The sequence below is a fragment of the Kitasatospora sp. NPDC093550 genome (assembly GCF_044764985.1).
In the GTDB taxonomy this organism is placed as follows: Bacteria; Actinomycetota; Actinomycetes; order Streptomycetales; family Streptomycetaceae; genus Kitasatospora.
The window spans coordinates 104,255-129,361 of record NZ_JBIWJF010000004.1 but is presented as its reverse complement, the minus strand read 5'-3'; the positions used below and the strand labels follow the sequence as shown (position 1 = coordinate 129,361).

23 protein-coding genes are annotated in these 25,107 nt (G+C 74.9%); 9 read left to right on the top strand and 14 right to left on the bottom strand.

Features of this window, described 5'->3' with window-relative positions; genetic code table 11:
* Positions 1-7: 7 nt before the first annotated feature.
* The 4 genes from ACIRD3_RS07820 to ACIRD3_RS07805 form a co-directional block, all read right to left on the bottom strand.
* Positions 8-610, bottom strand: a complete 603-nt coding sequence (locus ACIRD3_RS07820; RefSeq protein ID WP_402213034.1) for a phosphatase PAP2 family protein — start codon at positions 608-610, stop codon at positions 8-10.
* A complete protein-coding gene (locus ACIRD3_RS07815) occupies positions 603-2,093 on the bottom strand; it encodes a diacylglycerol/lipid kinase family protein (protein WP_402213032.1) in 1,491 nt (496 codons plus the stop codon). The genes ACIRD3_RS07820 and ACIRD3_RS07815 overlap by 8 nt, the downstream gene beginning before the upstream one ends.
* Positions 2,094-2,558: 465 nt before the next feature.
* Positions 2,559-3,413, bottom strand: coding sequence for a universal stress protein (locus ACIRD3_RS07810; RefSeq protein ID WP_402213030.1), 855 nt, complete (start codon positions 3,411-3,413; stop codon positions 2,559-2,561).
* A 15-nt stretch (positions 3,414-3,428) separates the two neighbouring features.
* A complete protein-coding gene (locus tag ACIRD3_RS07805; RefSeq protein ID WP_402213029.1) occupies positions 3,429-3,821 on the bottom strand; it encodes a DUF302 domain-containing protein in 393 nt (130 codons plus the stop codon).
* A gap of 182 nt (positions 3,822-4,003) precedes the next feature.
* On the opposite strand from ACIRD3_RS07805, the gene ACIRD3_RS07800 reads away from it, so the two are divergent.
* Positions 4,004-4,279 carry a DUF6059 family protein gene (locus tag ACIRD3_RS07800; RefSeq protein WP_402213027.1) on the top strand — a complete coding sequence of 92 codons (276 nt, stop codon included), beginning with the start codon at positions 4,004-4,006 and terminating at the stop codon, positions 4,277-4,279.
* Positions 4,280-4,348: 69 nt separating this feature from the next.
* Here the strand turns inward: ACIRD3_RS07800 and ACIRD3_RS07795 are convergent, their stop codons facing one another.
* The 5 genes from ACIRD3_RS07795 to ACIRD3_RS07775 form a co-directional block, all read right to left on the bottom strand.
* Positions 4,349-5,296, bottom strand: coding sequence for an SDR family NAD(P)-dependent oxidoreductase (locus ACIRD3_RS07795; RefSeq protein ID WP_402213025.1), 948 nt, complete (start codon positions 5,294-5,296; stop codon positions 4,349-4,351).
* Positions 5,296-6,096, bottom strand: a complete 801-nt coding sequence (locus ACIRD3_RS07790; RefSeq protein ID WP_402213023.1) for a BTAD domain-containing putative transcriptional regulator — start codon at positions 6,094-6,096, stop codon at positions 5,296-5,298. Before ACIRD3_RS07790 ends, ACIRD3_RS07795 begins: the two co-directional genes overlap by 1 nt.
* A gap of 276 nt (positions 6,097-6,372) precedes the next feature.
* Entirely contained in the window at positions 6,373-8,043 is a 1,671-nt protein-coding gene (locus ACIRD3_RS07785) for an MDR family MFS transporter (protein ID WP_402213022.1), read from the bottom strand.
* A 191-nt stretch (positions 8,044-8,234) separates the two neighbouring features.
* Positions 8,235-8,828 carry a TetR/AcrR family transcriptional regulator gene (locus ACIRD3_RS07780; RefSeq protein ID WP_402213020.1) on the bottom strand — a complete coding sequence of 198 codons (594 nt, stop codon included), beginning with the start codon at positions 8,826-8,828 and terminating at the stop codon, positions 8,235-8,237.
* Between the two features lie 116 nt (positions 8,829-8,944).
* Positions 8,945-9,565 (bottom strand): flavin reductase family protein, encoded by a 621-nt coding sequence (locus ACIRD3_RS07775; RefSeq protein ID WP_402213019.1) that lies wholly within the window; start codon positions 9,563-9,565, stop codon positions 8,945-8,947.
* A gap of 265 nt (positions 9,566-9,830) precedes the next feature.
* Between ACIRD3_RS07775 and ACIRD3_RS07770 the strand changes: the two genes are divergently transcribed.
* On the top strand, positions 9,831-10,595 hold the full coding sequence (locus tag ACIRD3_RS07770) for an SDR family NAD(P)-dependent oxidoreductase (protein ID WP_402213018.1): 765 nt from the start codon (positions 9,831-9,833) through the stop codon (positions 10,593-10,595).
* A 78-nt stretch (positions 10,596-10,673) separates the two neighbouring features.
* Here ACIRD3_RS07770 and ACIRD3_RS07765 read toward each other — a convergent pair whose 3' ends face one another.
* Positions 10,674-11,408: an SDR family oxidoreductase gene (locus ACIRD3_RS07765; RefSeq protein WP_402213016.1), complete on the bottom strand. Its 735-nt coding sequence runs from the start codon at positions 11,406-11,408 to the stop codon at positions 10,674-10,676.
* Positions 11,409-11,765: 357 nt separating this feature from the next.
* On the opposite strand from ACIRD3_RS07765, the gene ACIRD3_RS07760 reads away from it, so the two are divergent.
* Positions 11,766-13,406 (top strand): FAD-dependent monooxygenase, encoded by a 1,641-nt coding sequence (locus ACIRD3_RS07760; RefSeq protein WP_402213014.1) that lies wholly within the window; start codon positions 11,766-11,768, stop codon positions 13,404-13,406.
* Between the two features lie 89 nt (positions 13,407-13,495).
* On the opposite strand, the gene ACIRD3_RS07755 is transcribed toward ACIRD3_RS07760, so the two are convergent.
* The gene (locus tag ACIRD3_RS07755) at positions 13,496-14,527 is read right to left on the bottom strand and encodes a ketoacyl-ACP synthase III family protein (protein ID WP_402213013.1); all 1,032 of its coding nucleotides are present in this window, start codon (positions 14,525-14,527) and stop codon (positions 13,496-13,498) included.
* A 461-nt stretch (positions 14,528-14,988) separates the two neighbouring features.
* Here ACIRD3_RS07755 and ACIRD3_RS07750 point away from each other — a divergent pair, with 461 nt between their 5' ends.
* Positions 14,989-16,047: an acyltransferase domain-containing protein gene (locus ACIRD3_RS07750; RefSeq protein ID WP_402213012.1), complete on the top strand. Its 1,059-nt coding sequence runs from the start codon at positions 14,989-14,991 to the stop codon at positions 16,045-16,047.
* Between the two features lie 51 nt (positions 16,048-16,098).
* On the opposite strand, the gene ACIRD3_RS07745 is transcribed toward ACIRD3_RS07750, so the two are convergent.
* Positions 16,099-17,310, bottom strand: a complete 1,212-nt coding sequence (locus tag ACIRD3_RS07745) for a nucleotide disphospho-sugar-binding domain-containing protein (protein WP_402213010.1) — start codon at positions 17,308-17,310, stop codon at positions 16,099-16,101.
* Between the two features lie 183 nt (positions 17,311-17,493).
* Here ACIRD3_RS07745 and ACIRD3_RS07740 point away from each other — a divergent pair, with 183 nt between their 5' ends.
* On the top strand, positions 17,494-19,155 hold the full coding sequence (locus ACIRD3_RS07740) for a class I adenylate-forming enzyme family protein (protein WP_402213008.1): 1,662 nt from the start codon (positions 17,494-17,496) through the stop codon (positions 19,153-19,155).
* Positions 19,156-19,300: 145 nt separating this feature from the next.
* On the opposite strand, the gene ACIRD3_RS07735 is transcribed toward ACIRD3_RS07740, so the two are convergent.
* Both ACIRD3_RS07735 and ACIRD3_RS07730 read right to left on the bottom strand, forming a co-directional pair.
* Complete coding sequence (locus tag ACIRD3_RS07735) at positions 19,301-19,981, bottom strand: response regulator (protein WP_402213007.1); 681 nt, start codon at positions 19,979-19,981, stop codon at positions 19,301-19,303.
* A 296-nt stretch (positions 19,982-20,277) separates the two neighbouring features.
* Positions 20,278-20,736: a nuclear transport factor 2 family protein gene (locus tag ACIRD3_RS07730; protein WP_402213006.1), complete on the bottom strand. Its 459-nt coding sequence runs from the start codon at positions 20,734-20,736 to the stop codon at positions 20,278-20,280.
* 379 nt (positions 20,737-21,115) lie between these two features.
* On the opposite strand from ACIRD3_RS07730, the gene fabG reads away from it, so the two are divergent.
* The 4 genes from fabG to ACIRD3_RS07710 all read left to right on the top strand — a co-directional run bounded on the left by fabG (position 21,116) and on the right by ACIRD3_RS07710 (position 25,104).
* Positions 21,116-21,901 (top strand): 3-oxoacyl-ACP reductase FabG, encoded by a 786-nt coding sequence (fabG, locus tag ACIRD3_RS07725; RefSeq protein WP_402213004.1) that lies wholly within the window; start codon positions 21,116-21,118, stop codon positions 21,899-21,901.
* Positions 21,902-22,031: 130 nt separating this feature from the next.
* Complete coding sequence (locus ACIRD3_RS07720) at positions 22,032-23,009, top strand: aromatase/cyclase (RefSeq protein WP_402213002.1); 978 nt, start codon at positions 22,032-22,034, stop codon at positions 23,007-23,009.
* Complete coding sequence (locus tag ACIRD3_RS07715; protein ID WP_402213000.1) at positions 23,006-24,325, top strand: FAD-dependent monooxygenase; 1,320 nt, start codon at positions 23,006-23,008, stop codon at positions 24,323-24,325. The genes ACIRD3_RS07720 and ACIRD3_RS07715 overlap by 4 nt, the downstream gene beginning before the upstream one ends.
* Positions 24,325-25,104 (top strand): cyclase family protein, encoded by a 780-nt coding sequence (locus tag ACIRD3_RS07710; protein ID WP_402212998.1) that lies wholly within the window; start codon positions 24,325-24,327, stop codon positions 25,102-25,104. Before ACIRD3_RS07715 ends, ACIRD3_RS07710 begins: the two co-directional genes overlap by 1 nt.
* Positions 25,105-25,107 lie beyond the last annotated feature (3 nt).

Sequence of the window (25,107 nt, the reverse complement as noted above, 5' to 3'; positions counted from 1 at the left end):
CCGCGCCTCACCGACGGGCGAGGCGCAGGGGCACGTGCACGACGGCCAGGGCCGCGGCCGCCGACGCGAAGCCGAGGACCGCACCGGCCGCGACGTCGCCCGGGTAGTGCACGCCCGTGTGCACCCGGGAGTAGCCGACGGCGACCGCCAGCGCCCCGAGCGGCACCGCCGCCGGTGGCAGCACCACGCCGACGGCCGTGGCGAAGGCCGTCGCCGACGCCGTGTGCCCGGACGGGAAGGAGGCCGACTCCGGCATCCGCACCTGCCGCGCCACGATCACCCGGGCCCGCTCGCGGTCGGGCCTGTGCCGGTGGACGAGCTGCTTGCCGAGCAGGTTCGCGCCCACCGAGGCCAGCGCGACGGCGGCGACCCCCACCACGGCCGCCTGCCGGGGCCGACCGGGCAGCAGGGCGAGGCCGGCGGCGACGGTCAGCGAGATCTTCGAGTGGTCGGCCGCGCGGGACAGCCGCCGCAGTGCGGAGTCCAGGCTCGGCGTCGGAGTCGCGGCGACGGCGGCGTACAGGGCTCCGTCGATCGCCCGGAGGTCGGTGAGCACACCGGCCTCGGCGGGCGGGGCGGGCGTCGCCGCGATGGTGTTCCGGTCAGGCATGGGGCCGTTCCTCCGAGTCCCGGGCAAAGTCCCGAGCAGAGCCCGCAGCGGAGTCCTGCTCGGTGTTGGTTTCCGCGGCCGTTTCCGCGGTCGTTTCCGCGTCCGGCCCGCCGCGGTCGAACGCCAGCGCGGCCAGCTGCCGCCAGTCCACCCGCGGTGCGACGGGCACCACCCCCGGGCGGTCGCGCGGCACCAGCACCCGCAGCGCGCCCGGGTCCAGCGTGCACACCACCGGCGTGGGCAGCCGCAGCGCCTCACCGTCGACGGCCACCGCGATCTCGGCCTCCTCGGAGGTCACCTCGACCCGCCGCGCGGTCAGCACGGTCAGCCCGGTGGACTGCGAGCCCCGGACGGCCAGTTCCGCGGCCTGCGCCGCGCCCTCCACCCGGATGCCCGTCACCCCCAGCTCGCCGCTGTCGAGCCGGGGCCGGCGGCCGCCGCCGGCCAGGTCCGGGGAGCCGTACGGATTGTTGCTGACCAGCAGCGCCTGCTGGTCAGAGAGCGGTGGGGCCGACGGAGAGGTGGGCGTGGCGCCCCCGAACGTGGCGTCGACCCGCCGGACGCCCTCGCCGACCAGCAGGTCCGGCAGCAGGCTCAGCATGGTGCCCGCCTTGTCCTCGCGGTACTCGGGGCGCTGCACGATGTCCGCGTACACCCCGAAGGAGACGGTGTTGACGAAGGCCCGGCCGGCGACCTCGCCGAGGTCGACCCGCAGCTCCTCGCCGTCGGTCAGCGCGTCGAGGCAGCGGGCCGGGTCGGCCCGGTCGAGGCCGAGGTCCATGGCGAAGTGGTTGCGGGTGCCGGCGGAGATCACCAGGAACGGCAGTCCGTGCTCGGCGGCCACCGCGGCGACCTGGGCCTGGGTGCCGTCACCGCCCGCGACGCCCAGCAGGTCCGCGCCCTCCGCCACCGCCTCGCGGGCGAGCGCGGCCACATCGGTGTGGGCGGACGGGTCCAGCAGGACCACTCGGGCGCCGAGCCGCTCCGCCCGCTCGACCAGCCCGAAGCGGCCGACCTTCCCGCCCCCGGACTTCGGGTTCATGATCAGCACCGGCCGTTGCGGCCGCGGCGCGGCGGTCGCCCGACCCGCCCTGGCCGGGCGCGCGCGACGCAGCGCCCATCGGGCGAGGGCCAGCGCGGCACCCCAGCCGAAGAACAGCAGCAGCGCCGTCGGCCACAGGTCGTGATAGGCGAACAGCACCACGACGCCGGCCGGCGCCGCGACCGCGAGGAGCGCCCCGACCACCCGCACCGGGCCCCGGTGCGCCAGAAACCACCAGACGCCGGCCGCCCACACGACCAGCGCCAGGAATCCGAACGCGACCACCTCCAGGCCGCCGTCGCCCAGCGCGACCAACAGCACCACGACGGCGCCGACCGCGGCCAGCAGCGCGCACCGCGCGAGCACCCGCGCGGTCCGGTCGGCGGAGCGCCTCTGAGGTGTGCCGTCGATGTCGACCTCCCTGAACCGTGTTGCCGTCATGTGCCGTGCTGTGCCGTGCTGTGCCGGGCTCTGCTGCGCTGTGCTGCGCTGCGCCGTGCGGCCGGGCCGTGCCAGCAGCCTGCGCAACTCCGCGGTGGGAGGCATCCCGGCCCGGCTGTCCGGGTGACCGCCCCGGTCGGCCGTCTGCTACCCCGAACGGGGCAGCACACACGTCCGCCGGCGCGCCCCCGTGGTCCGGCGGCGCGGCGTGCGGCCGCGTGTGGGGGGTCGCGGGTGCGGGGCTTGGCTGGGTGGGCCGGGTCTCGGGCGGGGTGTCGCATTCGGGCGTGGTTGGTAGGGGCCGGATCGGGGTCGGTGGGGCGGTGTGGTGGGCGTGGGGTGCGGGGTGCGGGGCTGGGTGGGGGTGGCCGGTGGGGGCCGCGTCTGGGGTCGTGGGTGTGGGGCTTGGCCGGGGTCCGCCTGGTGGGGCCGTGTGCGGGTGCCGGGGGGTGCGGGCCGGCCCGGTCAGGGGTGGGGGACGAGGGCGAGGGGGCAGGGGGTGTGGTGGATGGCGGCGTGGGCGACCGGGCCGAGGTGGGTGCCGAGGAGGTGGCGGCGGAGGCGGCGGCCGAGGACGAGGAGGCGGGCGGAGGCGGCGGCGTCGACGAGGGCGACGGTGGCGCTGCCGCGGACCAGGTCGGCGGTGACGTCCACGTCGGGGTGGCGGGTGCGCCAGGGGTCGAGGAGTTCGGTGAAGCGGGTCCGTTCGACGGCGGAGAGTTCGTCCTCCAGCCCGCCGATGGCGTCGAAGGCCATGTACTCGCTGCCGACCCGGGGTGACCAGACGTGGACGACGCGCAGCGCGGCCGAGCGCCGGGCGGCGGCGTCGAAGGCGAAGGCGAGCACCTCGTCCACCGGGTGGGCGAGGTCGACGCCGACCAGGACCGGGCCGTCCGGTTCGGTCCCGTCGGCCCGGACCAGCACCACCGGGCAGGTGGCCCGGCGCAGTACTTCCTGGCTCACCGAGCCGACCAGGAAGCCGCGGACGGCGCCGAGGCCGCGCGAGCCGAGGACGAGCAGGGCGGCGTTCCGGCCGGCGGCCTCCAGGGCCTCGGCCGGGGCGTCGGCGACCTGGGTGGACGTCACCGGGACGTCCACGGTGGCGCGCAGCTCGGCCTCGCGGGAGGTGAGTCGTTCGGCGGAGCGGTACTGGTCGGCGGCCTCCCGGTGCGGTCGTGGCCAGGCCTGGAGGAGTTCGAGCGGGCTGCCGCGGCGCTGCGCCTCGCGGGCGGCCCAGGCGGAGGCGGCGAGGCTCTCGGGGGAGCCGTCGAAGCCGACGACGACGGGTCCGAGGACTGGGCCGAGGACGGGGCCGGTCACGGTGGGCTCCCAGCTCTATCCACGGAGGGCGTCGAGGGCGGCGGTCAGCCGCCGGGCCGCCTCGTCGGCGACCTCGCCCAGCCCGCCGCCGGGGCCGGCCAGGGCCACCAGCGTCTGCGGGTCGACGGCCTCGACCACGGTGGCGTCGCCGTCGGCGCGGACCACCACGTTGCAGGGCAGCAGCAGGCCGATCCGGCGGTCGGCGTCGAGCGCGCGGTGGGCGAGAGCGGGATTGCAGGCGCCGAGGATCAGGTAGTCCTCGATCTCCGCGCCGATCTTCTCGCGCAGGGTCGCCCGGACGTCGATGCTGGTCAGGACGCCGAAGCCGTGTTCCTGGAGGGCGGCCGTGACCGCCTCCACCGCCTGGGCGAACGGCTGGTCGAGCCGTACGCCGATGCCGTAGTCCATGGTTCCTCCCGGCGCCGAGGGATCGCCCGGCCCAGTATCGGCGGCCGAGGGGAGCGCCGCGACCGTGGGCCGTGGGCCCCTGGCCGGTGCGGGGGCTTCCGGTTCGCGTCCTCCAGGCGGGCTTGAGGCGCACCGCGGAGACTGGCCGCCCGCGCTGGACGGGACGCCGACAGGAGGCGGGCGTGATCGCTCTGTGGAGGGTCCTGAGGGGCCTGGGTGCGGTGGTGGGGTGGCTGTGGTCGGGGTTGCAGCTGCTCGGCGGGGCGGAGATGTACCGGGCCGCCGCGCTGGCCGCCGAGGCTCCGGCGGGGGTGCCGGAGCCCCGGGGGCTGCGGGGGCCCGTGCCGGGGCACCCCGAGCGGCTCTGCCCGGAACTGCCCCTGAGCGAGGTGGAGTTGCGGTTGAGCCGGGAGTTCATCCGGTTCTCCGGGCGGCCCGGCCGGGGTGAGGAGGGCTAGGCTCCCCGCCGGTCAGCCCGCCCCGGTCAGCCCGCCCCGGTCAGCCCGCCCCGGTCAGCCCGCGCCGGGTCAGTCCGCGTCGACCATGGTGGCGGAGACCGCCCAGAGGCGCTCGGCGCGTTCCGGGTCGAGCGCCTCGGGCAGGTAGCCGCGCGGTGGTGTCCCGCCCTGCGACGGGCCGGCGAGGGCGCAGTCCTCCAGGTAGGCCCCTCCGGTGTCGGCCAGTTCCGGGGCGACCGCCGCCCACACCGGGCCGGCCGCGCCCTGGGCGGCCGTGCGCAGCCGTGGATCGGGCGTGCCGTCCGGGCGGATCAGGCCGACCGCGCGCTTGGTCCCGTCGCTGAGGTGGCGCTGGAGGCCGGTGAGGGCGGCGCCGGGGTTGACGGTGTTGGCGAGCACGCCGTCCGCCCGGTGCCGGCCGGTGAGGGCGACGGCGAACAGGCAGTTGGCGGTCTTGGACTGGGCGTAGGCGAGGTACGGGTCGTACGGGCGGTGCTCGAAGTGCGGGTCGTCGAGGTCGAGTCCGCCCAGGTGGTGCGCGCTGGAGCCGACCACGACCACCCGGGCCCGCCCGGCGGAGCGCAGGGCGGGCAGCAGCCGGAGGGTCAGGGCGAAGTGCCCGAGGTGGTTGACGCCTAGGTGGGTCTCGAAGCCGTCGGCGGTACGGCCGAGCGGCAGGCCCATGACGCCCGCGTTGGCGATCAGCAGGTGGACGGGCTCGCGGCGGCGGAGCAGGTCGTCGCCGAAGTCCCGGATCGAGTGCAGCGAGCCGAGGTCCAGGGCCGCGACGGTGACGGCCGGGTTGCCGGTGCTCTTCCGCAGGTCGGCGGCGACCGTTTCGGCCGGTCCGGGGGCGCGGGCGCCGATGACCACCCGGGCGCGGGCCAGGGCGAGCGCGCGGGCGGTCTCCCGGCCGATGCCCGAGGTGCCGCCGGTGACGACCGCGGTGCGGCCGGTGAGGTCGTGCCCGGCGACGACGTCCAGCGCCGTCGGCGCGGGCGGGGTGGGGCCGCCCATCATCCTCTCCTCGCCCCGGAGGCGACCGGCATCCGCTGGACCGGCGGCCCGTCCACCCGCAGCACCTGCTGGTGGACGCGCTGGAGTTCGGCCGAGGGGTCGAGCCCGAGCTCCTCGCCGAGCAGGCGCCGCACCCGCTGGTAGGCGTTGAGGGCGTCGCCGCGCCGGCCGGAGCGGTTCAGCGCGAGGATCAGCTGGGTGTGGAACCACTCGTTGAAGGGATAGGAGCAGACCAGGGTCTGCAGTTCGGCCACGAGTTCGCGGTGGCGCCCGAGTTCCATGTCGGTGCGGACCCGGGCCTCCAGCGCGCTGATCCGCCGCTCCTCCAGGTGGGTGGCGTAACTGGCCAGCACCGGCCCGCAGGTGACGTTGGACAGGGCCGGCCCGCGCCACATCGCGAGGGCGTCCTCGAGGAGTTCGGCGGCCCGGAGCGGTTCGCCGTCCTCGGTGAGGAGCCGGGCGTCCTCGACCAGCCGGTCGAACCGGGGGGCGTCGAGCTGCCGTTCGTCGATCCGCAGCACGTAGCCGGGCAGGACGGTGGAGATCATGTGCCCGGCCGCCTCCTCGCCGACCTCGGCGGCGAAGGCCTTCCGGAGTTGGTAGATGTAGGTCTGCGCGGTGGTGACCGCGCTCCGCGGCGGTCGGTCGTCCCAGAGCTCGGTGATGATCGAGTCCAGGCTCACCACCTGGTTGACCCGAAGGAGCAGCAGGGCCAGCAGCTGCCGGGTCTTCGGAGGGCTCGGGGTCCGCGAACAACCCAGGTGGTTGACCTCCAGTGGGCCCAGTACCTTGAAATCCATGGGAAGCTCCTCGCCGGTCGGCTGAATCCTCATGAACGCGGGTGGGCCGGCCCCTGGTGGCGGCCGGCCTGCGATCAGGACCCTAGAAGTGTTGTCCGGGAGCGCTCAAGGCGAATGCTTCCAATGGTGCGCCGGACACCCACCTTGGGGGTATCCGGCGATGTCACTGAAGAGAGATGGCGCGCGGCGCGGCCGCTGTGCGATCGCCCGTACGGGGGAGCCGGGCGGGGTGCGCGGCGGCCACGCCGCGGCCGGTCTTCGGAGATTGACGGATCGTCAGGTGTGACGGTGGGTCAATCCTTCGTCCACATCGCTGGGTTGGGCCGGGAAGTCGACGGCGTGGACCGTTCCGCCGGTGTGGGGGGAGGTGGCTGCGTCCTCGTCGGTCCCGGCGTCCTCATCGAGGTCCAGGTGGGCGAACTCGCCCAGCGGGACGCTCTGGTCGAGGTGCACGTTCTTGAGGAAGGCCGAGAGGATCAGCACCCCCGCCATCACCGGGGTGAGCCAGAAGAAGACGTCGGTCAGGGCGTCGCTGAAGGCCAGCCGCAGGCCGTCCCGGATCGCCGGGGGCAGGGCCTCGACCACGGTCGGCGACACCGAGCCGTCCGACGGTACGCCCGCGACCTGGGCGGCGGTCAGGTGCTTGGCGAGGCCGTTCTCGTACTGGTGGGCGAACAGGGCGCCGAGGGCGGCGAGGCCGATCGAACCGCCGATGCGCTGGGAGAAGGCCGCGGTCGCGGTGCCGACGCCGAGGTCGCGGCGTTCGACGGTGACCTGGACGGCGATCACCAGGGGCTGCATCATCAGGCCGAGGCCGGCGCCGAGGATGGTGACGTAGACGGCGAGCAGCCACCAGCCGGTGTGCTCGTTCATCGTGGAGAGCAGGAACATGGTGAGCGCGCCGATCACGGCCCCCACCATGGGCGACCACTTGTAGCGCTCGGTCTTGGTGATCAGGTTGCCGCCGACCACGGAGGAGAACATCAGACCGACCATCAGCGGGAGGGTGAGCAGCCCGGTGTTGGTCGCGGTGATGCCGGTGACCAGCTGGAGGAACATCGGGATGAAGGTGGCCAGGCCGTTGACGCAGGTGAAGACCAGCATGCTGGCCAGGCAGGCGAGCACCACGGTGCGGACGGTGAACAGCCGCAGCGGGATCAGCGGGTCGCTCGCGTAGCGTTCGGCGACGATGAAGGCGGCGACGAAGACCGCCATGCCCGCGAACAGCCCGAGGATGGTGGTCGAGGACCAGGCGTACTTGGTTCCGCCCCACGAGGTGGCCAGCACCAGGCAGGTGAGCGCGCCGGCCAGCATGACGAACCCGGCGTAGTCGATCTTCCCGCCGCGGTTGCGGGCCGGCAGCTTCAGCGCGGTGGCCGCCACCGCCAGGGCGACCAGGCCGAGCGGCAGGTTGATGTAGAAGACCCAGCGCCAGGTGGTGTGGTCGACGAAGTAGCCGCCGATCAGCGGGCCGGCCACCGAGGACAGGCCGAGGACGGCGCCGTACAGGCCCATGTACTTGCCGCGTTCACGGGTGGGCACGATGTCGGCGATGATCGTCAGGGTCAGCACCATCAGGCCGCCGGCGCCCACGCCCTGGATCGCCCGGAAGGCGATCAGCTGGAAGATCGACTGGGCGGCGCCGGCGAGGGCCGAGCCGGTGAGGAACGCGACCAGCGCGAACAGGTAGAGCTTGCGCCGGCCGTAGAGGTCCGCGAGCTTCCCGTACATCGGCGTGGAGATGCCCGACGCGAGGATGTAGGCGGTGAACAGCCACGAGGTGTACTTGAGGCCGTGCAGGTCGCCGACGATCGCCGGTAGCGCGGTGGCGACGACGGTCTGGTCCAGGGCGCCTAGGGACATGGACAGAAGCAGGGCCGCCATCACGACGGCCAGTTGGCGGCGGCTCAGGGGGCTCCGGGCGGCGTCGCCAGCTGTTGGTGGCACGGGTGGCTCCTTGGTGCGGCTGGTCACGAGGACGGATGGTCACGTGGTGCTGCGGTGGGGCGCGGGTCGAGCGGGTTCAGCGGGGTCGAGCGGGCCGAGCGTGGTGGAGCGGGCCGAGCGTGGCGGGGCGGGGCGAGCGTGGCGGGGCGGGGCGAGCGGATGCGCGTGGTGGGGCGGGGCGGTGCGGCGGTTCAGAGGCCCCGTTCGAGCAGGTCGAAGGCCTCGTTGATGAGGTCGGCCGTGGTCCGGCCGTCCTCGGTGATCCAGGAGAAGCGGACCGCCCACTGGATCACCGAGAACGCCGAGGTGACCACGACGCTCGGGTAGCTGTCCTTCATCGGGTCGCAGCCGACCCGCTCGGCGACGGCCAGGATGAGGCTGCGGAAGATCTCCTCCTCGCCTTCCGGGCTGCGCTTGGCGAGGAGTTCCGGGTGCCGGCGCCACAGTTCGCGCCAGAGCTGGGACTCCTCGCGCGCCGGGACGAACGAGTCGGCGATCTCCTGGGCCACCACCCGCATCGAGCGGAACACCGGCTCGTCGGCCGGCCGGGCCTGGAAGAGCGCGGTCAGGGACTCCGCCGACCAGGACGGCCGCATCTGGAGCGCCTCGTCCTTGCTGGAGAAGTAGTTGAAGAAGGTCCGGGGGCTGATGTCGGCGGCCTCGCTGATGGCTTCGACGGTCATCGCGTCGAGGCCCTTGTCGAGGACGAGCCGGACGGCCGTGAGGGTGATCGCGTGTCTCTTGGCCGCCTTCTGGCGTTCTCTGCGTTGGTCCGATGCGCTCATCACCACTGCACTCTATGCAATCTTGGCGTGGACTGCAAGAAGTGCAGAGGTTGCATTCTCATCGGACAATGCAAAAAGTGCACGGACTGCAAAAGGCGAGGGGGTGGGCGCGGGCCTCAGCCCTCCGCGGCGAGGGTGATCGCGGCGGAGGCCTCGTCCGGCTGGGCCGGCCACGTCCCGTACTGGCTGCGCCAGTACATGAGCGGGGTGGAGAGGCCCTGGTGGGCGGTGCCGTCCACCACCGCGCCCAGCAGCACGGTGTGGTCGCCCGCCAGGACGGCGCCCGCCAGCCGGCACTCCGCGTGCGCGATCGCGTGCCGCTCGATCCACGGCAGGCCGGTCGCCGGGCTCGGCCGCCACGGCGTCGCGCCGAAGCGGTCCCCGCTGCGGGAGGCGAACAGGTTGGAGACCCCCTCGCCGCGCTCGCGCAGCACGTTCACCACGAAGGCACCGCGCGCCAGGACGGCCGTCAGCACGGTGCTGCGGTTGTCCAGGCAGGCCAGCAGCAGCGGCGGGCGGGCCGAGACGCTGCACACCGCGCTGCAGGTCAGCCCCTTGGGGCGGCCGTCCTCGTCGAGCGTGGTGATCACGGTGACGCCGGTGGGCAGGGTGGCCATGATCGACCGGAACACGGTGTCGTCCACGTGCGGTCCCTCGCCGGCGTAGTCGATCCGCAGCACCCGCTCGTCGGTGTGCGGCTTGTCGGTGTCGGTGCCGGTGTCGGTGTCGGTGCCCATGTGCTTCCTCCTGGTGCTCGGGTGCGGTCCCGCGGGGCCCTCAAGGCCTCGGGGCCCCGGTGCGGCTGGCGGCGAGGCTGGCAGAGCCGTCTCGACCCGGGTTCGAATTCCGGCCAACCTTCTTGTATGAGACGGAGGTTGACGGCCGGTGGCGAGGCTCGAACCGCCCTCCAGTCGGGCCGGGCAGGCTCGCGCCGGGACCGGCGGCCGCTTCGCCGGGCCCCCGGAGGCCGGCCCGCCGGAACCCGGGCCGCGAGGAGGCAGCGTGGAACTCGCAGTCGCGGACCGGGTGGTGCTGGTGACCGGGGCGACCGGAGGGATCGGGCGGGAGATCGCGCGGGCCTTCGCCGCCGAGGACGCCAGGGTCCTGATCGGCTACCACGGCAAGGAGCGCGAGGCCCTCGACCTGGCCGAGGAACTGGGCGCGGCCAAGGGCCGGGCACGGGCGGTGCGGTACGCGCTGACCGAACCCGAGCGCACGCTCGACGAACTCGCCGCCGCGGGCGAGGGCTGGGCCGACATCGACGTCCTGGTCACCAGCGCGGTGCGGATGATGGGCAGCCGGCGGGCCCCCGGCACGCACTTCGAGGACGTCGCCGTCGCGGACTGGGAGCCCGTGGTGCAGCAGAACCTGGCGCCGACCCTGCGGCTCGCCCAGCTGGTGGTGCCCGGCATGCGCCGGCGCGGCTGGGGCCGGATCGCCCTGATCTCCTCGCACGTGGCGGTCGACGGCCACCGCGGCCAGGAGTTCTACGGCGCCGCCAAGGCCGGACTGCACGGCTTCGCCCGCAGCCTGGCCTGGGACACCGGGGAGGACGGCATCCTGGTCAACGTGGTCTGCCCCGGGCTGACCCTGACCGAGCGGGCCCTGACCGGCCTGCCGGCCGCGGTGCGCGAGCAGGAGGCCGCGCGGACCGCGAGCGGCCGGCTGAGCGCTCCCGCGGACGTCGCCAACGCGGTGCTGTTCGTCTGCTCCGGAGCCAACGGCAACATCACCGGCGAGGTGCTGACCGTCGCGGGCGGTCGCTGAACGCGGGCGGGGGCGGCCGGGGTTCGCACCCGGCCGCCCCCGCCTCGCTTCGGGACGGCTCCCCGAAGCGTCCGGACATCAGGACAGCTGCTCCCGGGTGGAGAGCACCGTCAGCTCCGTCAGGTGCACCCCCGCCGGGGCGTGCAGCACGTGCAGCACCTGCTCCGCCACCTCCGCCGGGTCCAGGCCGACCGCCTCCTGCACCTTCGCCAGCACCCCGCGCAGTCCTTCGTCGCGGATCCGCTCGCTGCCCCCGGTGCGCACCGCTCCGGGCGACACCAGGGTGACCCGGACGCCGTCCCCGGCGAGCTCCAGCCGCAGCCCGTCGGTGAGCGCCACCAGCGCGTGCTTGGTCGCCGCGTACACGCCCTGGATCGCGTGGGACACCGAACGCCCGGCGGTGGAGCCGATGTTGACGATCTGCGGCCGCTCTCCGGCGAGCAGGGCCGGGATCGCCGCGCGGGTGACCGTGAGCACGCCGAGGACGTTCAGGTCGACCATCGTCCGCCAGTCCTCGGGATCGCCGTCCCGGACGGTGCCCAGCGGGAACACCCCGGCGTTGTTGACCAGGACGTCCAGCCCGCCGAGCTCCCCGCAGGCCTCGGCCACGGCCGCCTCCGCCGCGACCGGGTCGGCGAGGTCCACGCCGACCGCCACCGCGCCGAGTTCGGCCGCGAGACCGGCCAGTTCGGCCGACGGGCGGGCCAGCAGCGCGACCCGCCCGCCGTCCGCGGCCACCGCGCGGGCGATCGCCGCCCCGATCCCGCGCGAAGCCCCCGTCACCAGCACCCGTCGCCCGCTCGATCGCGTCATCCTCGTCCCCTTCCCGATGCCCCCGGCTGACCGGGGATCCTCCTCAGTGTCCGGCGGGTCAGCAGTACCGGTCGCGGCTGGAGAACGGTTGGAAGCCCGCCGCCGGGCGGCCCGATTCGCCGTCCCCGGACGGCTGTCGGGACCGGAGAGCGGACCGGTAGGGTCGGTCGGCCGTCCCGCAGCCGTCCCGCAGCCGTCCCGCAGCCGTGTCGCGGCGGTCCCGCGGCGGTTCCGCAGCCGTCCCGCAGTCGTTCTCCAGCACCGTTCGAGGCGGACCGGCCAGGGTGGGGGACGCGGGCGCGCGAGGGGCTCCGACGCCCGCGCCCAGCCATGTGCACGCTCGGACGAGGGAGAGTCATGGACGACGAAGAAGTTTCGGTGCTCGTGGTCGGCGGCGGCCTCGTCGGGCTGTCGGCGGCCGCCTTCCTGCGCGGCCACGGCGTGACCACGACGGTGGTCGAACGGCACCCTGGCACCTCGGTCCTGCCCCGCGGCCGGGTGATGAACTCCCGCTCCATGGAGGTCTACCGGTCCTCCGGACTGGAACAGGTGATCCGGGCGGCGCCGCCGTCCGTGTTCGAGCGCTACCCCGAGCTGGCCCGGGTGGAGACGCTGGCCGGCCGGGAGGTCTACCGGGTCCGGCGCGAGGAACCGGGCTCAGTCGCGCACCTCAGCCCGTGCGAACCCGCCTTCGTGGACCAGCAGGTGCTGGAGCCGATCGTCCTCGCGCACGCCCGCAAGCTCGGCGCCGACGTCCGCTTCTCGACCCGGATGGTGGAGTTCGAGCAGGACCCGGACGGCGTCACCGCGCTGGTCGAGTCCACCACCACCGGCGAGCGCCGACGGATCCGCGCCCGCTACCTGGTCGGCGCCGACGGGCACCGCTCGCCCGTCCGGCAGGCCCTCGGCATCGCGACCCACGGGCCCGGCGTGCTCCACCACGTCGCCAACATCGTCTTCGAGGCCGACCTCACCGCCCTGCTGCGCGGCCGGCGGATCTCGGTCTGCTACATCGACCGGCCCGAAGCCGGCACCCTGCTGGCCATGTTCGAACGCCAGGACCGCTGGCTGCTGATGGTCCCGTACCACCCCGAACGCGGCGAGCAGCTGGACGACTTCACCCCCGGGCGCTGTCTGGAGCTGGTCCGCACCGCCACCGGGGACCCGTCGCTCGACGCCGAGATCGTCCCCACGCTGGCCGGCTCGGAGCGGCCGGTCCAGGGCTGGGAGCTGGCCGCCCGGGTGGCCGACCGGTTCCGGGACGGACGGGTGTTCCTGGCCGGGGACGCGGCCCACGTGGTCTCGCCGGCCGGCGGCTTCGGCGCCAACACCGGGGTCCAGGACGCCCACAACCTGGCCTGGAAGCTCGCCGCCGTGCTCAACGGCTGGGCCGGGCCCGCGCTGCTGGACTCCTACCAGCCGGAGCGGCGGCCGGTCGCCGAGACCACCTGCGCCTTCTCCGCCGCCAAGCAGCACGAACGCAGCCGCGCCGACGGCGAGGGCGGCGGCTTCTCCCCGCTCGCCCTGACCTTCGGCTACCACTACCGCTCGGGCGCGGTGATCGGCGGCCCCGCCGCGGGCACCGACCCGTGCGAACCCACCGACCTCGCCGGGCTCGCCGGCACCCGGGCCCCGCACGTACGGCTGCGGCGCGAGGAGAGCGACATCTCCACGCTGGACCTGTTCGGCGAGCGCTTCGCCCTGCTCACCGGCCGCGACGGCACCCCCTGGGCCGAGGCCGGCACCCGCGCCGCCGCCCGCTACGGCGCGCCGTTCGCCGCCCACCGGATCGGCACCGACCTCGCCGACCCGGACGGCGAGTGGGGCGCCCGCTACCACCTCGGCCACGCCGGAGCCGCCCTGGTGCGCCCGGACGGCTTCGTCGCCTGGCGCTCGGTCGACCACGGCGGCCGGAGCGGCGCGGCCCTGGAGGGCGAACTGGCCCAGGTACTCGGCCGCTTGCTGGACCGCCCGGTCACCCCGGCCCCGGCGCCCTGACGGGTACGGCACCCCGAGGGCGTGCACCGAAACGCCGGGACGCGCATGAGCGGCCGGCCCGGAGACGGGCCGGCCGCTCGCGATGTGCGTCAGTGCCCGTCGGGCGGCGCCTGGGTTTCGAGGACGGCGGCGGACCAGGTGAAGCCGGCGCCGACGCCGAGGAGGAGGATGCGGTGGCCGGGGTGGAGGCGGCCGGTGTGGTGGAGGTGGGCGAGGCCGGCGAACTGGTCGGCGGGGCCCAGGTGGCCGACGGTGCGGCCCCATTCCCAGGTGGAGCGCTCCACGGGGATCCCGTAGCGGCGGAAGTAGCCGGAGTCCAGGCGGTGCATGCCGAGGTTGGGCAGGACGAAGTGGTCGATGTCGGCCAGGGCCGTCCCGGCCTCGGCGAGCACCGTTTCCAGGGACGTGCGCCCGCCGCGGGACACCCGCGCGGCGGTGTAGGGCATGCCGTGGCGGGCGATGAAGGCCTTCTGCCAGACGCCCATGTCGATCGGCCGCCGATGGGTGAACGGCGCGTCGCCGAACAGGTCGTCGCCCCGGTGCATGCCCTCCAGTCCGGGCTCGGAGTGCGACACCAGCGCGACGATCCGGGCGAACCCGGGCCGGCGGGTGACCACCACGGCGGCGGCGCCGTCGGCGTAGAAGGTCCCCGGGTCGGTGCGCCAGCGGTCGAAGCCGGGCGGGCAGAAGCGGTCCCCGGCGGTCAGCAGCGCGGCCCGGTCCTCGGGGGCGCCGTCCAGGTAGTGGCAGGCGAGGTCCAGCGCGGCCATGCCGCCGTTGGACATCTGCCGCACCTCCATCGCCGGGCAGTGGCTCGCCCCGGCCACCTCCCGCTGCACGAAGGAGGGGGCCGGCCATTCGTCGAGCCCCTGGTAGTACGCGGTGGCGTGCAGCAGCAGCGCGAGGTCGGCCGGATCGCGCCCGGCCGAGCGCAGCGCGGCGCGTGCCGCCCGGACGGTCATCTCGGGCGCCGAGAGGGTGTCGGAGACGCGCACCGACAGCATCCGGGTGGACTCCTCCAGCTCCGGCTCGCACCGGCCGGCGCGGACGGCGCTGCGCACGGTCACGGGCGGGGGCAGATGGAGGGCGGCGCCCGCGATGAACAGGCCCTCGAACCTCATCCTCACTCCGATGTCGATGTGTTGACGTGTCGACGCCGGCGTTCGCGGGCGCCGGCGGGGCGGGGCGGGGTGCCGGACCGGGACGCGGGCGCTGTCGGCCCCGCCGGTCCGGCACCGTGCCGTGGTGATCGGCCAGGACGAGGCCGGACGGCGGCTTGTGGCACGCGCCCGGGGTCGTCCTCCGTCGACCGTCCCGCGGGTTCCGCGTGGGTCGGTCGGGGACCATCCTGCGCGGGGCGCTTCGACCGGGCGTGGAGCGGGGTTCGAGGCCGGACCGGGCCGGTCCGCCGCCGCCGGTCGAGCTCCGGTCAGTTCCCGTCGGCCTCCCGCCGGCCTCCTGCCGAGCGCGCGTCGACCGCCCGTCGACCGCCCGTCGACCGCCGTCGACCGCCCGTCGAGACCGCCTCGACCCGTCCCGGTCAGCATCGGCGGACCACCCACCCCTGGAAGGACGGGCCGCGATGACGACACTCCCCGACCGGACCACCGCCACCACGGACCCCGGGAGCGACGGCTGCGGCCCGCGCCCGGTGGCGCTGCTGCTGCCCGGTCAGGGCGCGCAGTACGAGGGCATGGCGGTGGGGCTGTACGGCGCCGAGCCGGTGTTCACCGCCGCGATGGACGAGGTCTTCGCGCTGATGGGCGCGGAGGGCGGCCGGGTGCGCTCGGACTGGCTGAGCGAGCGCCCGGCGGTGCCGCTGGACGACGTGACCCGGGCCCAGGCCCTGCTGTTCGCGGTGGACCACGCGCTCGCCCGGATGGTGCTGGGCTGGGGGATCCGGCCGGCGGCGGTGCTCGGCCACAGCGTCGGAGAGGTGGTCGGCGCGGTGCTGACCGGGGTGCTGGCCCTCCCGGACGCCGTCCGGCTGCAGATGGACCGGATCTCGCGGATCAGCGCCGCCCCGCCCGGCGGCATGCTCGCGGTGGCCGCCCGGGAGGAGGAGCTGGCGCCGTACCTGAGCGAGCAGGTGGTGGTCGGTGTGGTGAACGGCGCCAAGCAGTGCGTGCTGGCCGGTCCGGAGGACGAACTGGCGGTGGTGGAGGCCGGGTTGCGGGTGGACGGCTTCCTCTGCCGGCGCACCCGGGCGGTGCAGGGCTTCCACAGCCCCGGCCTGGCGGCCGCCGCCGCGCGTTCGCTCCCCACGGTGGCCGCCCTGCGGTTCTCTCCGCCGGACCCCGTCCTGTTCTCCGGCTACACCGCCGGGCCGCTCGGCGCGGCGCAGGCCACCGACCCGGCGTTCTGGGCCGGACAGCCGGCCGCGCCGGTGCTGTTCGGCCCCGCCCTCGGCGCCCTGCTGGACTCCGGCCGGTACGTGCTGGTCGAGGCCGGACCGGGGCAGGGCCTCACCGCGCTGGCCCGCCGCCGGCCGGCCGTGGTCTCCGGACGCAGCGCGGCCGTCCCCACCCTGCCGGCCCGGCGCGGGGCGCCCGCCGACGACCGGCGGGCGGTGCTGGCGGCGGCGGACTTCCTCCGGGCGGAGGGGTACGGGATCGACGCGCCCGTGGTGGCGCCGGTCTGACAGCGCGCCGGGCCCGGACCGCGAACGGCGGACCGGGCCCGGCGCGGGTGCTCAGGGCCGGACGACCAGGTCGTCGCCGAGCACCCCGCCCTCGGCCACCGCGCGCTCCAGCAGCCCCACCAGGCGGGCCGGCGCCGGCATCGCCGCGTTCTCGTCCCGCAGCCGGGCGGCGCTCGCGCGGTGCCGGGGCACGGTGAGCAGCGCGGTGACGGCCTCCGCGACGGCGTCGGCGTCCGGGCCGTCCGGCAGGTCGAGGGTGAGACCGGCGCCGGCCTCGGTGATCCGCTCCGCCCAGTGGTCCTGGATCGCGGTGTGCGGCACCACCAGCTGGGGCAGCCCGGTGACGGCGCTGATCATGCCGGTGCCGACCCCGCCGTGGTGGATCACCGCATCGCAGCTCGACAGCAGGGTGCTCATCGGGAAGGCGCTCAACAGCCGGACGCCGTCCGGCAGATCGGCGGCGGACACGTCGTGGTGCCCGGCCACCGTCACCACCGGCTCGGCCCCGGCCCGCAGCACGCCCTCGGCCAGCCGCCCCAGCAGCCCGGTCAGGGCGGTGGTGGTCACCCCGCCGGTGACGCAGACCCGCGGCCGCTCCGGCCGGTCCAGCAACCACTCCGGGAGCACCAGCGGGCCGTTGTACGGGACCAGCCGCATCGGCGCCCAGGGCACCGGGTGCGGCGAGCGCAGAGTCTGCGGGCAGGGGTCGATCCAGGCCTCCGGCGCGAACCGGGGCTCGACGCCGAAGCGCTCGAAGAGCCGGGCGAAGGGCTGCCGGAGGTCCTCGTCCCGCTCGAAGTCGAAGCCGAAGGAGAAGCCCCAGGTGTGGCCGAAGGCGGGGACCTTGACCGCCGCCGCGGTGACCAGCCCGGCCAGCGCCACCGTGTCGTAGACGACCACGTCGGGCCGCCAGGCGCGGGCGAGCGCGACCAGGTCGTCGGTCATCGCGTCGGCGGAGGTGATCTGCCGGGTGCCGAGCAGCCGCCGGGCCTCCCGGTCGAGGCGCTCGGGGTTGCTGACCCAGCCGGAGGCCAGGTGCCGGGGCCCGCCGGTGGAAGCGAGCCCCCGGTGGGCGGCCTGCGCGGTACGGATGGCGTCCTCGTCGCCGACCGGGGCGACGGTCAGCCCGGCCGCGGTCAGGAACCCGGTGGCGGCCGGACGGGAGGCCACCAGCACCTCGTGGCCGGCGACTTGGCAGGCCCAGCTCAGCGGGGTGATCCACGGCAGGTGCGCCCCTGCGGTGGCCACGAACAACACGCGCATCCGCTACTCCCATCGGTCGGTTCTGCTCGGACGTGCGCCGGCCAGCCTGCACCGCTGCGCTCGCGGCCCGGTCGAGGGCGCCGGGCCGCTCGAACCGGCCTCAACCCGTGCCCCAAGGCGGCCTGCCACCGTCCCGGTACCCGGGTGCGGGTCCGCACCCACCGGACGGAGAGAGGTAGAACTTTGACCACGTCCAGCCCCCCTGCCCGCCAGCGGAGCGCCGTGGCCGGCGCTCCGCTGGCGACGATCGCCGACCGGCTCGCGGGCCCCCGGGTGGATCACCTGTCGAGCCGCGCGGCGGCCCTGGCCCCGGAGCGCGCGGCGCTGCGCACCCCCGACGGGTCGGCCCTGACCTTCGGCGAGCTCGACCGGCGGGTGGACGCCTTCGCCGCCGCCCTGCACGCGCTGACGCCCGGCCCGGACGCCGTGGTGGCGGTCGCGGCCGAGCTGTCCCCGGCGTTCCCGGTCGCGTACTACGGAGCGGCGCGGGCCGGCCGGATCGCCGCCCTGGTCAACCCGCTGCTGCGGGAGGACGCGCTGGTGCACGTGCTCGCCACCTCGGGCGCGCGGACGGCCGTGCTCACGCCCGAGGTGTACCGCCGGGTGTGCAGCGTGCGGTCCCGTCTGCCGCGGCTGGAGACGGTGCTGCTGACCTCCGCCGGGGCGGAGGAGGAGGGGGTGCCGGTGCTGGCCGAGGTGCTGGCGGCCGCGGCCGGGCGCCCGCTGCCGGAGGCCGGCGCGGATCCGGAGGCGGTCGCCAACCTGCTGTTCACCAGCGGCACCACCGGCGCGCCCAAGGCCGTCCAGCTGACCCACCGCAACCTGACCGTCAACGCGGCGCAGACCGCCCACGCGCACGGCCTGGACGCCGGGTCGGTGGTCTTCAACTACCTGCCGACGTACCACCTGATGCACCTGAACGCGGCGGTGCAGGCCGCCGCGACCCAGCTGCTGTGGACCGACCCGGACGTGCCCGGCTCGCTCGCCGCCGCGCGCGAGGGCGGCACGACGCACTACTACAGCCTGCCGATGCGACTGTCCCGGCTCGCCGCCGATCCGACGGCGGGCGGGACGGTCCCGACGCTGCGCGCGATCCTCTCCGGCGGCTCGGCGCTGCCGCCGGAGGCGACCCGGGCCCTGACCGCCCGCTTCGCGGTGCCGGTCGTCCAGGGCTACGGGCTGGCGGAGGCGTCCCCGCAGACGCACTTCGACCGGCTGGACGACCCGCGGGCCGGCTCCTGCGGGCCGCCCTCGGCCGGCACCGAGTCGCGGATCGTCCAGGTGGACACCCGGGCCGAGCTCCCGGTGGGGGAGCGCGGCGAGATCCAGGTCCGCGGACCGCAGTTGATGAAGGGCTACCTGGGCGCCGAGCCCGGCGCGCACCTGGACGCCGAGGGCTGGTTCTCGACCGGGGACATCGGATACACGGACCAGGACGGCCACCTGTTCGTCGTCGACCGGATCAAGGACGTCTTCAAGTGCGACAACTGGCTGGTGTCGCCGACCGAGGTCGAGGGGGTGCTCCGGCAGCGGCCCGAGGTCGCGGACAGCGTGGTGGTCGACCGCCCGGACCGCTTCAGCGGCGCGGTGGCGTACGCGCTGGTGGTGCTGGCGAAGCCGTACGCGGACGAGGAGGGGGCGGCGCTGGCGGCGGTGCGGGAGGCGAACGCGCGGATGCCGTACTACCAGCACCTGCGCTACGTGGAGGTGGTGGAGGGCATCCCGCGCTCGCAGAACGGCAAGGTCCAGCGCCGGGAGATCCGGGACGCGGTGCACGGGCGCGAGCTGCCGGAGCCGTCCGCGGACGGGCCGCTGGAGGTGACCCGGGCCGCCGGACGGGGCTGAGCGCGGACGCGGGCCGGACCGGCCTGGCGACCGAACGGTGGTCGCCGGGCCGGCCGGGCGTGCCGGACCGCCCGCACCGAGGGGTGGTGGGCCGTTCGCGGCCGGCGGCCCCGGCGGCGCGTCCGCCGCCCCCGGAGCGGGACGGTCAGGGCTGGCGGACGGCGGTGAGCGGGGGGTGCTGGGACCGGGTGGGCACCGGGATCAGTGACGCGGCCACCGCCTTGTTCACCGCGTCGATCCGGGACACCGCGCCCAACTTGCCGAAGACGTTGCGCAGATGGCGCTTGACGGTGCCCTCGGCGATGCCGAGCCGGGAGCCGATCTGGAAGTTCGTCAGCGCCTGGGCGGCGAGCACGAGGACCTCCAGCTCCCGGTCCGAGAGCGTGACCGAGGACTGCCGGCTGAGCTGGGCGAGGCTGTGCTGGGAGACGGCCAGGGTCGACTGGTCGCGGCTGTACACCCCGCGGATGGCCGCGAGCAGTTCGTAGCGGCTCACGCTCTTGAGCATGAAGCCGCGCACGCCGAGGTCCAGCAGGTCGCGGACGTCGGCGGGCCGGTCGCTCATGCTCAGCACGATGACCCGGGCGTCGGGGGAGGCGGAGGCGATCCGTCGGACCGCCTCCGCGACCTCCGAGTCGAGCAGTTCGCCGCCCAGCAGGACGACGTCGGGCGTGGTGGCGGCCACGAGGGGGACGGCCTCGTCGATGTCACCGGTGTCGCCGACCACCACCAGGTCGGCTTCGGCCGAGAGGACCTGTCGCAGCGACTGCCGCAGCAGGGTGTGGTCGTCGATGAGCAGCACCCGGGCGGGCTCAACCGGTTTCATGGCGACACCGTTCTGCCGTGGGGACGGGCCGGGTTATTGACGATCTTTCTCACAGACCGGCCGGGGGCGCTCCGCCGACCGGTGGGTCCTAATCCGCCTCGTGGGTTAAGAGAAACCTCCGCAGATTTCGTCGTCGACATGCCGATTCTTCTCCCCAGGTCCGGGATCCGGGTGCGTACTGCATGGATCTTGCGCCCGACCCTGCCATGAAGTCGTATTACCTGACAATACGAAGACTGTCGGATTGCTCATCGGCGCGACGATTTTACGCGGGAGAAACCGACTGGCCGTTCGGATCAAGCGAGATCGTCCCGGGTGACCCGGCGGTCCACCACCACCCAGTCGTCGCCGGCCGGAGCCAGCAGGTCGACGCAGACCGTGGAGCGGTGCACCGTCGCCTCGCCGCCGCGCGGGACCTCCAGGACCAGCGCGTAGCAGGTCGCCCGGAGCCGGCCGGCCTCCGCGGGCTCGGTGGTCAGCATCCCCACCCAGTGCCGGTGCACCACGCCCGCCTCGGCCAGCCGCCGGGCGGCCTCCTCGGCCGCCGCGGCGATGTTGCCGCGGCCGCGCACCGGGGCGGGCAGGCCGTTGGCCGCGAACACCCCGTCCTCGGCGAAGGTGGCCGCCCACGCGTCGGTGGCGCCGGTGTCGAGCAACCGCATCTGACGGGCGTAGAAGTGCTGGACGCGCACGTAGGTGTCGGTGTCGGCGAGCGGGGCGGTCGCGGTGGTCGTGGTGGTCTCGTGGGCTGCCATCGGGCTTCCTCTCGGCTGCTGAACGGGGACGGGACGGCGTGCTGGACGGGCGTGCTGGACGAGGTGTCGGAAGGCGTGCTGGACGGCGTGCTGGAGGGGCGCTGAACCGGCGCTGACCGGCGCGTACGGGCGTGCGCGGGGTGCACGCGGTGGCGCGGGGCGTGGGGCGGAACGGGAGCGCCCCACGTTCCCAGCGGGGTCTGGAGAGCGCTTGGAGCTGCGGTCCAGCCGGGCGGCCGGGCGCCCGGTGGCGCCCTCCCGCTTCGGCTCCGCCTTGAGGGGGTCTTGAGCCGCTCCCGGGAGAGTCCGCCGGGGTGTGACGACGCACCAGCCCCCGCCCGCACCCGGCGGCGGGGGACACCGGCGGGAAGGCGGAGACATGACGGAGCAGGGGAAGCGGGTCGCGCTGGTGACCGGCGGGACGAGCGGGATCGGGCTCGCCGTGGCCGAGGAACTGGGGCGGCGCGGCGACCGGGTGTTCGTCTGCGCGCGGACCGAGGAGGACGTCGCGGACACGGTCGAGCGGCTCCGGAAGGAGGGCCTGGACGTGGACGGCGTCAGCTGTGACGTCCGGTCCACCGAGCGGATCGCGGTCGCGGTGGCCGCGGCGGTCGAGCGGTTCGGGCCGATCGAGATCCTCGTCAACAACGCCGGCCGCGGGGGTGGCGGGGTTACGGCGGAGATTCCGGACGAGACCTGGTGCGACGTGATCGAGGTGAATCTCAACGGCGTTTTCCGAATGACCCGCGAGGTGCTCGCCCGCGGCGGCATGCGGGACGCGAGCTGGGGGCGAATCATCAATATCGCGTCGACCGGAGGAAAGCAGGGCGTCGTGCTAGGAGCTCCCTATTCCGCTTCCAAACACGGCGTCGTCGGATTTACCAAAGCTTTGGGACTGGAACTGGCCAAGAGCGGCATCACCGTCAACGCGGTGTGCCCCGGGTACGTCGAGACGCCGATGGCCGGCCGGGTCCGGCAGGGCTACGCCGACCACTGGGGCGTGACCGAGGCCGAGGTGCTGGAGAGGTTCGAGGCGAAGATCCCGCTCGGCCGCTACAGCACCGCGCGGGAGGTGGCCGCGATGGTCGGCTACCTGGCCTCCGAGGCCGCCGACCCGGTCACCGCCCAGGCGATCAACGTCTGCGGCGGGCTCGGCAGCTACTGACCCGGCCGGATCCCGGCCGGATCCCGGCCGCGCCCAGGCCGGACCCGAGTCGGACCCCGGCCGGACTCCACCCGGACTCCGGTCGGGCCCCAGTCGGACCCCAGTCGGACCCCACGGAAGGAGGGCCACCGTGCCCGCACAGGACACCCGGCACACCGATCACCGCATCCTCGTCTCCGCGCCCGCCGAGACGCTCTACCGGCTCGTCGCCGACGTCGGCGGCTGGCCGCACCTGTTCACGCCCACCGTCCACGCCGAGCGGGTGGACGGCGACGACCGCCGGGAGCGGATCCGGATCTGGGCCTTCGCCAACGGCGAGGTGCGGACCTGGACCTCGCTGCGCGAACTGGACCCGGGCGCCCGGCGGGTGGAGTTCCGCCAGGAGGTCTCCCAGGCGCCGGTCGCCTCGATGACCGGCAGCTGGACGATGAACCCCGCGGCCGACGGCCGGACCGAGGTGGTGCTCGGCCACTCCTTCGCCGCGGTCGGCGACAGCGCGCCCGACCTCGCCTGGATCGACCAGGCCGTGGACCGCAACTCCCGCTCCGAGCTCGGCTGCCTCAAGGAGATCGCCGAACGCAGCCCGGGCCTCGACGAGTTGCTGCTCTCCTTCGACGACACCGTGCTCGTCCGGGGCCCGCGCGAGGAGGCGTACGCGTTCATCCGCCGCTGCGAGCTGTGGCCGGAGCGGCTGCCGCACGTCGCCCGGCTGGAACTGACCGAACCGGAGGACGGCATCCAGCGGATGGTGATGGACACCCGCGCGCCGGACGGGACGACGCACACCACCGAGTCGGTGCGGGTCTGCCTGCCGGACAAGATCGTCTACAAGCAGACCGTGCTGCCCCCGATCATGGCGGCGCACACCGGAGTGTGGACCTTCGAGGAGACCGCCGAGGGCGTGGCGGCGACCTCCCACCACACCGTGGTGCTCCGCGCCGAGGCCGTCCCCGCGCTGCTGGGGCCCGAGGCCACCCTGGAGCAGGCCCGCGAGGCGGTGCGGGCCGCCCTCGGGGCCAACAGCCGCACCACGCTGGAGCACGCCCGGGCGCTGGTCGAGGGCGGCGTCCACGCCGGTGCCGGTGCCGACACCGGGCCCGGCCGGTGACCGACCTGACGGCCGAGGTCTGCGTCGTCGGCGCGGGCCCGGCCGGTCTCACCCTCGCCCTGCTGCTCGCCCGCTCCGGCGTGGACGTCGTCCTGGTCGAGCGCTCGCGCTCCTTCGAGCGGCAGTTCCGCGGCGAGATCCTCCAGCCCGGCGGGATGGCACTGCTCGACCGGCTGGGCGTGCTGGCCGGCGCCCGCGAGCGCGGCAGCCACGAGCACGACCGGTTCGTGCTGGAGGAACGCGGCCGGACCCTGATCGACGGCGACTACCGGCGGCTGCCCGGCCCGTTCAACTGCCTGCTGAGCATCCCGCAGCGCCACGTCCTGGAGGAACTCCTCCTCCGATGCCGGGAGTCGGGCGGATTCCGCTACCTGGAGGGCGCCAAGGCGGGCGCCCTGCTCACCGAGGACGGCCGGGTCCGGGGCGTGGTCGTCGGCGGCCGCGGCGGCGAACAGGTGGTCCGGGCCCGCTGGACGGTCGGCGCCGACGGCCGCTACTCCAAGGTGCGCCGGCTGGCCGGCATCGAGGCCGGCCGCCTGGACGACTTCGACCAGGACGTCCTCTGGTTCAAACTGCCCGCCGACGGCCGGCCGTTGAACGAGGTGCGGATCTTCCGGGCCGGCGGCAACCCGGTCCTCGCCTACACCGCGGTGCCGGACGCCGTCCAGGTCGGCTGGACCCTGCCGCACGGCGGCTACCGCACGCTCGCCGCCCGGGGCACGGAGCCCGTCCGCGAGCTGATCTGCGCCGCGATGCCGATGTACGCCGAGCAGGTCCGGGAACGGATCACCGCGCTCGGGGACCTCACCCTGCTGGACGTGTTCTCCGGCGTCGCCCGGGAGTGGGTCCGGGACGGGCTGGTGCTGATCGGCGACGCCGCGCACACCCACAGCCCGATCGGCGCGCAGGGCATCAACCTCGCCGTGCAGGACGCGGTGGCCCTGCACCCCGCGCTGCTCGCCTCGCTGGCGGCCGACGGGGACAGCGGGCCGGTCCACGCCTACGCCGCCGGGCGACGGCGGGACATCGCGCGGATCATGCGCATCCAGCGGCTGCAGAGCCGCGGCATGCTCTCCTCCGGCCGGGTGGCCGGCGCACTGCGGCCCGTCCTCGCACCGCTGCTCTCCCGGTCGCCGGTCTACCGCAGGGTGCTGGCCGAACTGGCCTTCGGCAACCGGGCCATCGCACCGGCACCGACCGCCGCCGCGCCCGCGCGGTCCGCCGTACCGGGACCGTCCGCCGCGCCCGCGCCGACCGCCGTACCGGGACCGTCCACCGTCCGCACCTCCGAAACCTCCGAAGCCCAGGGGCAGTGATGCAGCTGATCGACCTTTCCTCACCGGTGGACGCGACCTTCTGGGAGCCGGACCCGGTCACCCACGTGACCATGTCGCCGCGCGAGGGCGCGCTGCACATGGCCGCCTCGATGCGCGAGCACTTCGGCGTCGACTTCGACGTGGACGCGCTGCCCGACGGTGAGTTCCTCAACAACGACACCTTCACCCTCACCGTGCACACCGGCACCCACGTCGACGCCCCGGCGCACTACGGCACCCGCGCCTCCTACCGGGACGACGGCCCCCGGACCATCGACCGGCTCCCGCTGGACTGGTTCCACCGGCCCGCCTTCGTCCTCGACCTCCGCAAGGCCGGGACCGGCGCCGTCGGCGCCGAGCGGCTGGCCGCGGAGCTCGACCGGATCGGCTACACCCCGGCCCCGATGGACATCGCGCTGCTCAACACCGGCGCCGACCGCCACCTCGGCACCCCGGCCTACTTCTCCGAGTTCGCCGGCCTCGACGGCTCCGCCGTCCACTACCTGCTGGACCTCGGGGTGCGGGTCATCGGCACCGACGCGTTCAGCCTGGACGCGCCGTTCCCGCACATCCTGCGGACCTACCGGGACACCGGGGACCCCTCGGTGCTCTGGCCGGCCCACTTCGCCGGCCGCGACCGCGAGTACTGCCAGATCGAACGGCTCGCCAACCTCGACACCCTGCCCCGCCCGTACGGCTTCACCGTCTCCTGCTTCCCGGTCAAGCTGGCCCGGGCCGGCGCCGGCTGGGCCCGGGCCGTCGCGCTGCTGGAGGACTGAACC

What these genes read in the sequence shown, in the direction of transcription:
- ACIRD3_RS07775 (WP_402213019.1), bottom strand. Translation starts at nt 9,565, where the DNA reads ATGGGCACCGACACCGACACCGGCACCGACACCGACAAGCCGCACACC.
- ACIRD3_RS07760 (WP_402213014.1), top strand. Translation starts at nt 11,766, where the DNA reads ATGGACGACGAAGAAGTTTCGGTGCTCGTGGTCGGCGGCGGCCTCGTC.
- ACIRD3_RS07790 (WP_402213023.1), bottom strand. Translation starts at nt 6,096, where the DNA reads ATGGATTTCAAGGTACTGGGCCCACTGGAGGTCAACCACCTGGGTTGT.
- ACIRD3_RS07710 (WP_402212998.1), top strand. Translation starts at nt 24,325, where the DNA reads ATGCAGCTGATCGACCTTTCCTCACCGGTGGACGCGACCTTCTGGGAG.
- ACIRD3_RS07815 (WP_402213032.1), bottom strand. Translation starts at nt 2,093, where the DNA reads ATGACGGCAACACGGTTCAGGGAGGTCGACATCGACGGCACACCTCAG.
- ACIRD3_RS07750 (WP_402213012.1), top strand. Translation starts at nt 14,989, where the DNA reads ATGACGACACTCCCCGACCGGACCACCGCCACCACGGACCCCGGGAGC.
- ACIRD3_RS07795 (WP_402213025.1), bottom strand. Translation starts at nt 5,296, where the DNA reads ATGGGCGGCCCCACCCCGCCCGCGCCGACGGCGCTGGACGTCGTCGCC.
- ACIRD3_RS07730 (WP_402213006.1), bottom strand. Translation starts at nt 20,736, where the DNA reads ATGGCAGCCCACGAGACCACCACGACCACCGCGACCGCCCCGCTCGCC.
- ACIRD3_RS07755 (WP_402213013.1), bottom strand. Translation starts at nt 14,527, where the DNA reads ATGAGGTTCGAGGGCCTGTTCATCGCGGGCGCCGCCCTCCATCTGCCC.
- ACIRD3_RS07765 (WP_402213016.1), bottom strand. Translation starts at nt 11,408, where the DNA reads ATGACGCGATCGAGCGGGCGACGGGTGCTGGTGACGGGGGCTTCGCGC.
- ACIRD3_RS07735 (WP_402213007.1), bottom strand. Translation starts at nt 19,981, where the DNA reads ATGAAACCGGTTGAGCCCGCCCGGGTGCTGCTCATCGACGACCACACC.
- ACIRD3_RS07805 (WP_402213029.1), bottom strand. Translation starts at nt 3,821, where the DNA reads ATGGACTACGGCATCGGCGTACGGCTCGACCAGCCGTTCGCCCAGGCG.
- fabG (WP_402213004.1), top strand. Translation starts at nt 21,116, where the DNA reads ATGACGGAGCAGGGGAAGCGGGTCGCGCTGGTGACCGGCGGGACGAGC.
- ACIRD3_RS07780 (WP_402213020.1), bottom strand. Translation starts at nt 8,828, where the DNA reads ATGAGCGCATCGGACCAACGCAGAGAACGCCAGAAGGCGGCCAAGAGA.
- ACIRD3_RS07745 (WP_402213010.1), bottom strand. Translation starts at nt 17,310, where the DNA reads ATGCGCGTGTTGTTCGTGGCCACCGCAGGGGCGCACCTGCCGTGGATC.
- ACIRD3_RS07820 (WP_402213034.1), bottom strand. Translation starts at nt 610, where the DNA reads ATGCCTGACCGGAACACCATCGCGGCGACGCCCGCCCCGCCCGCCGAG.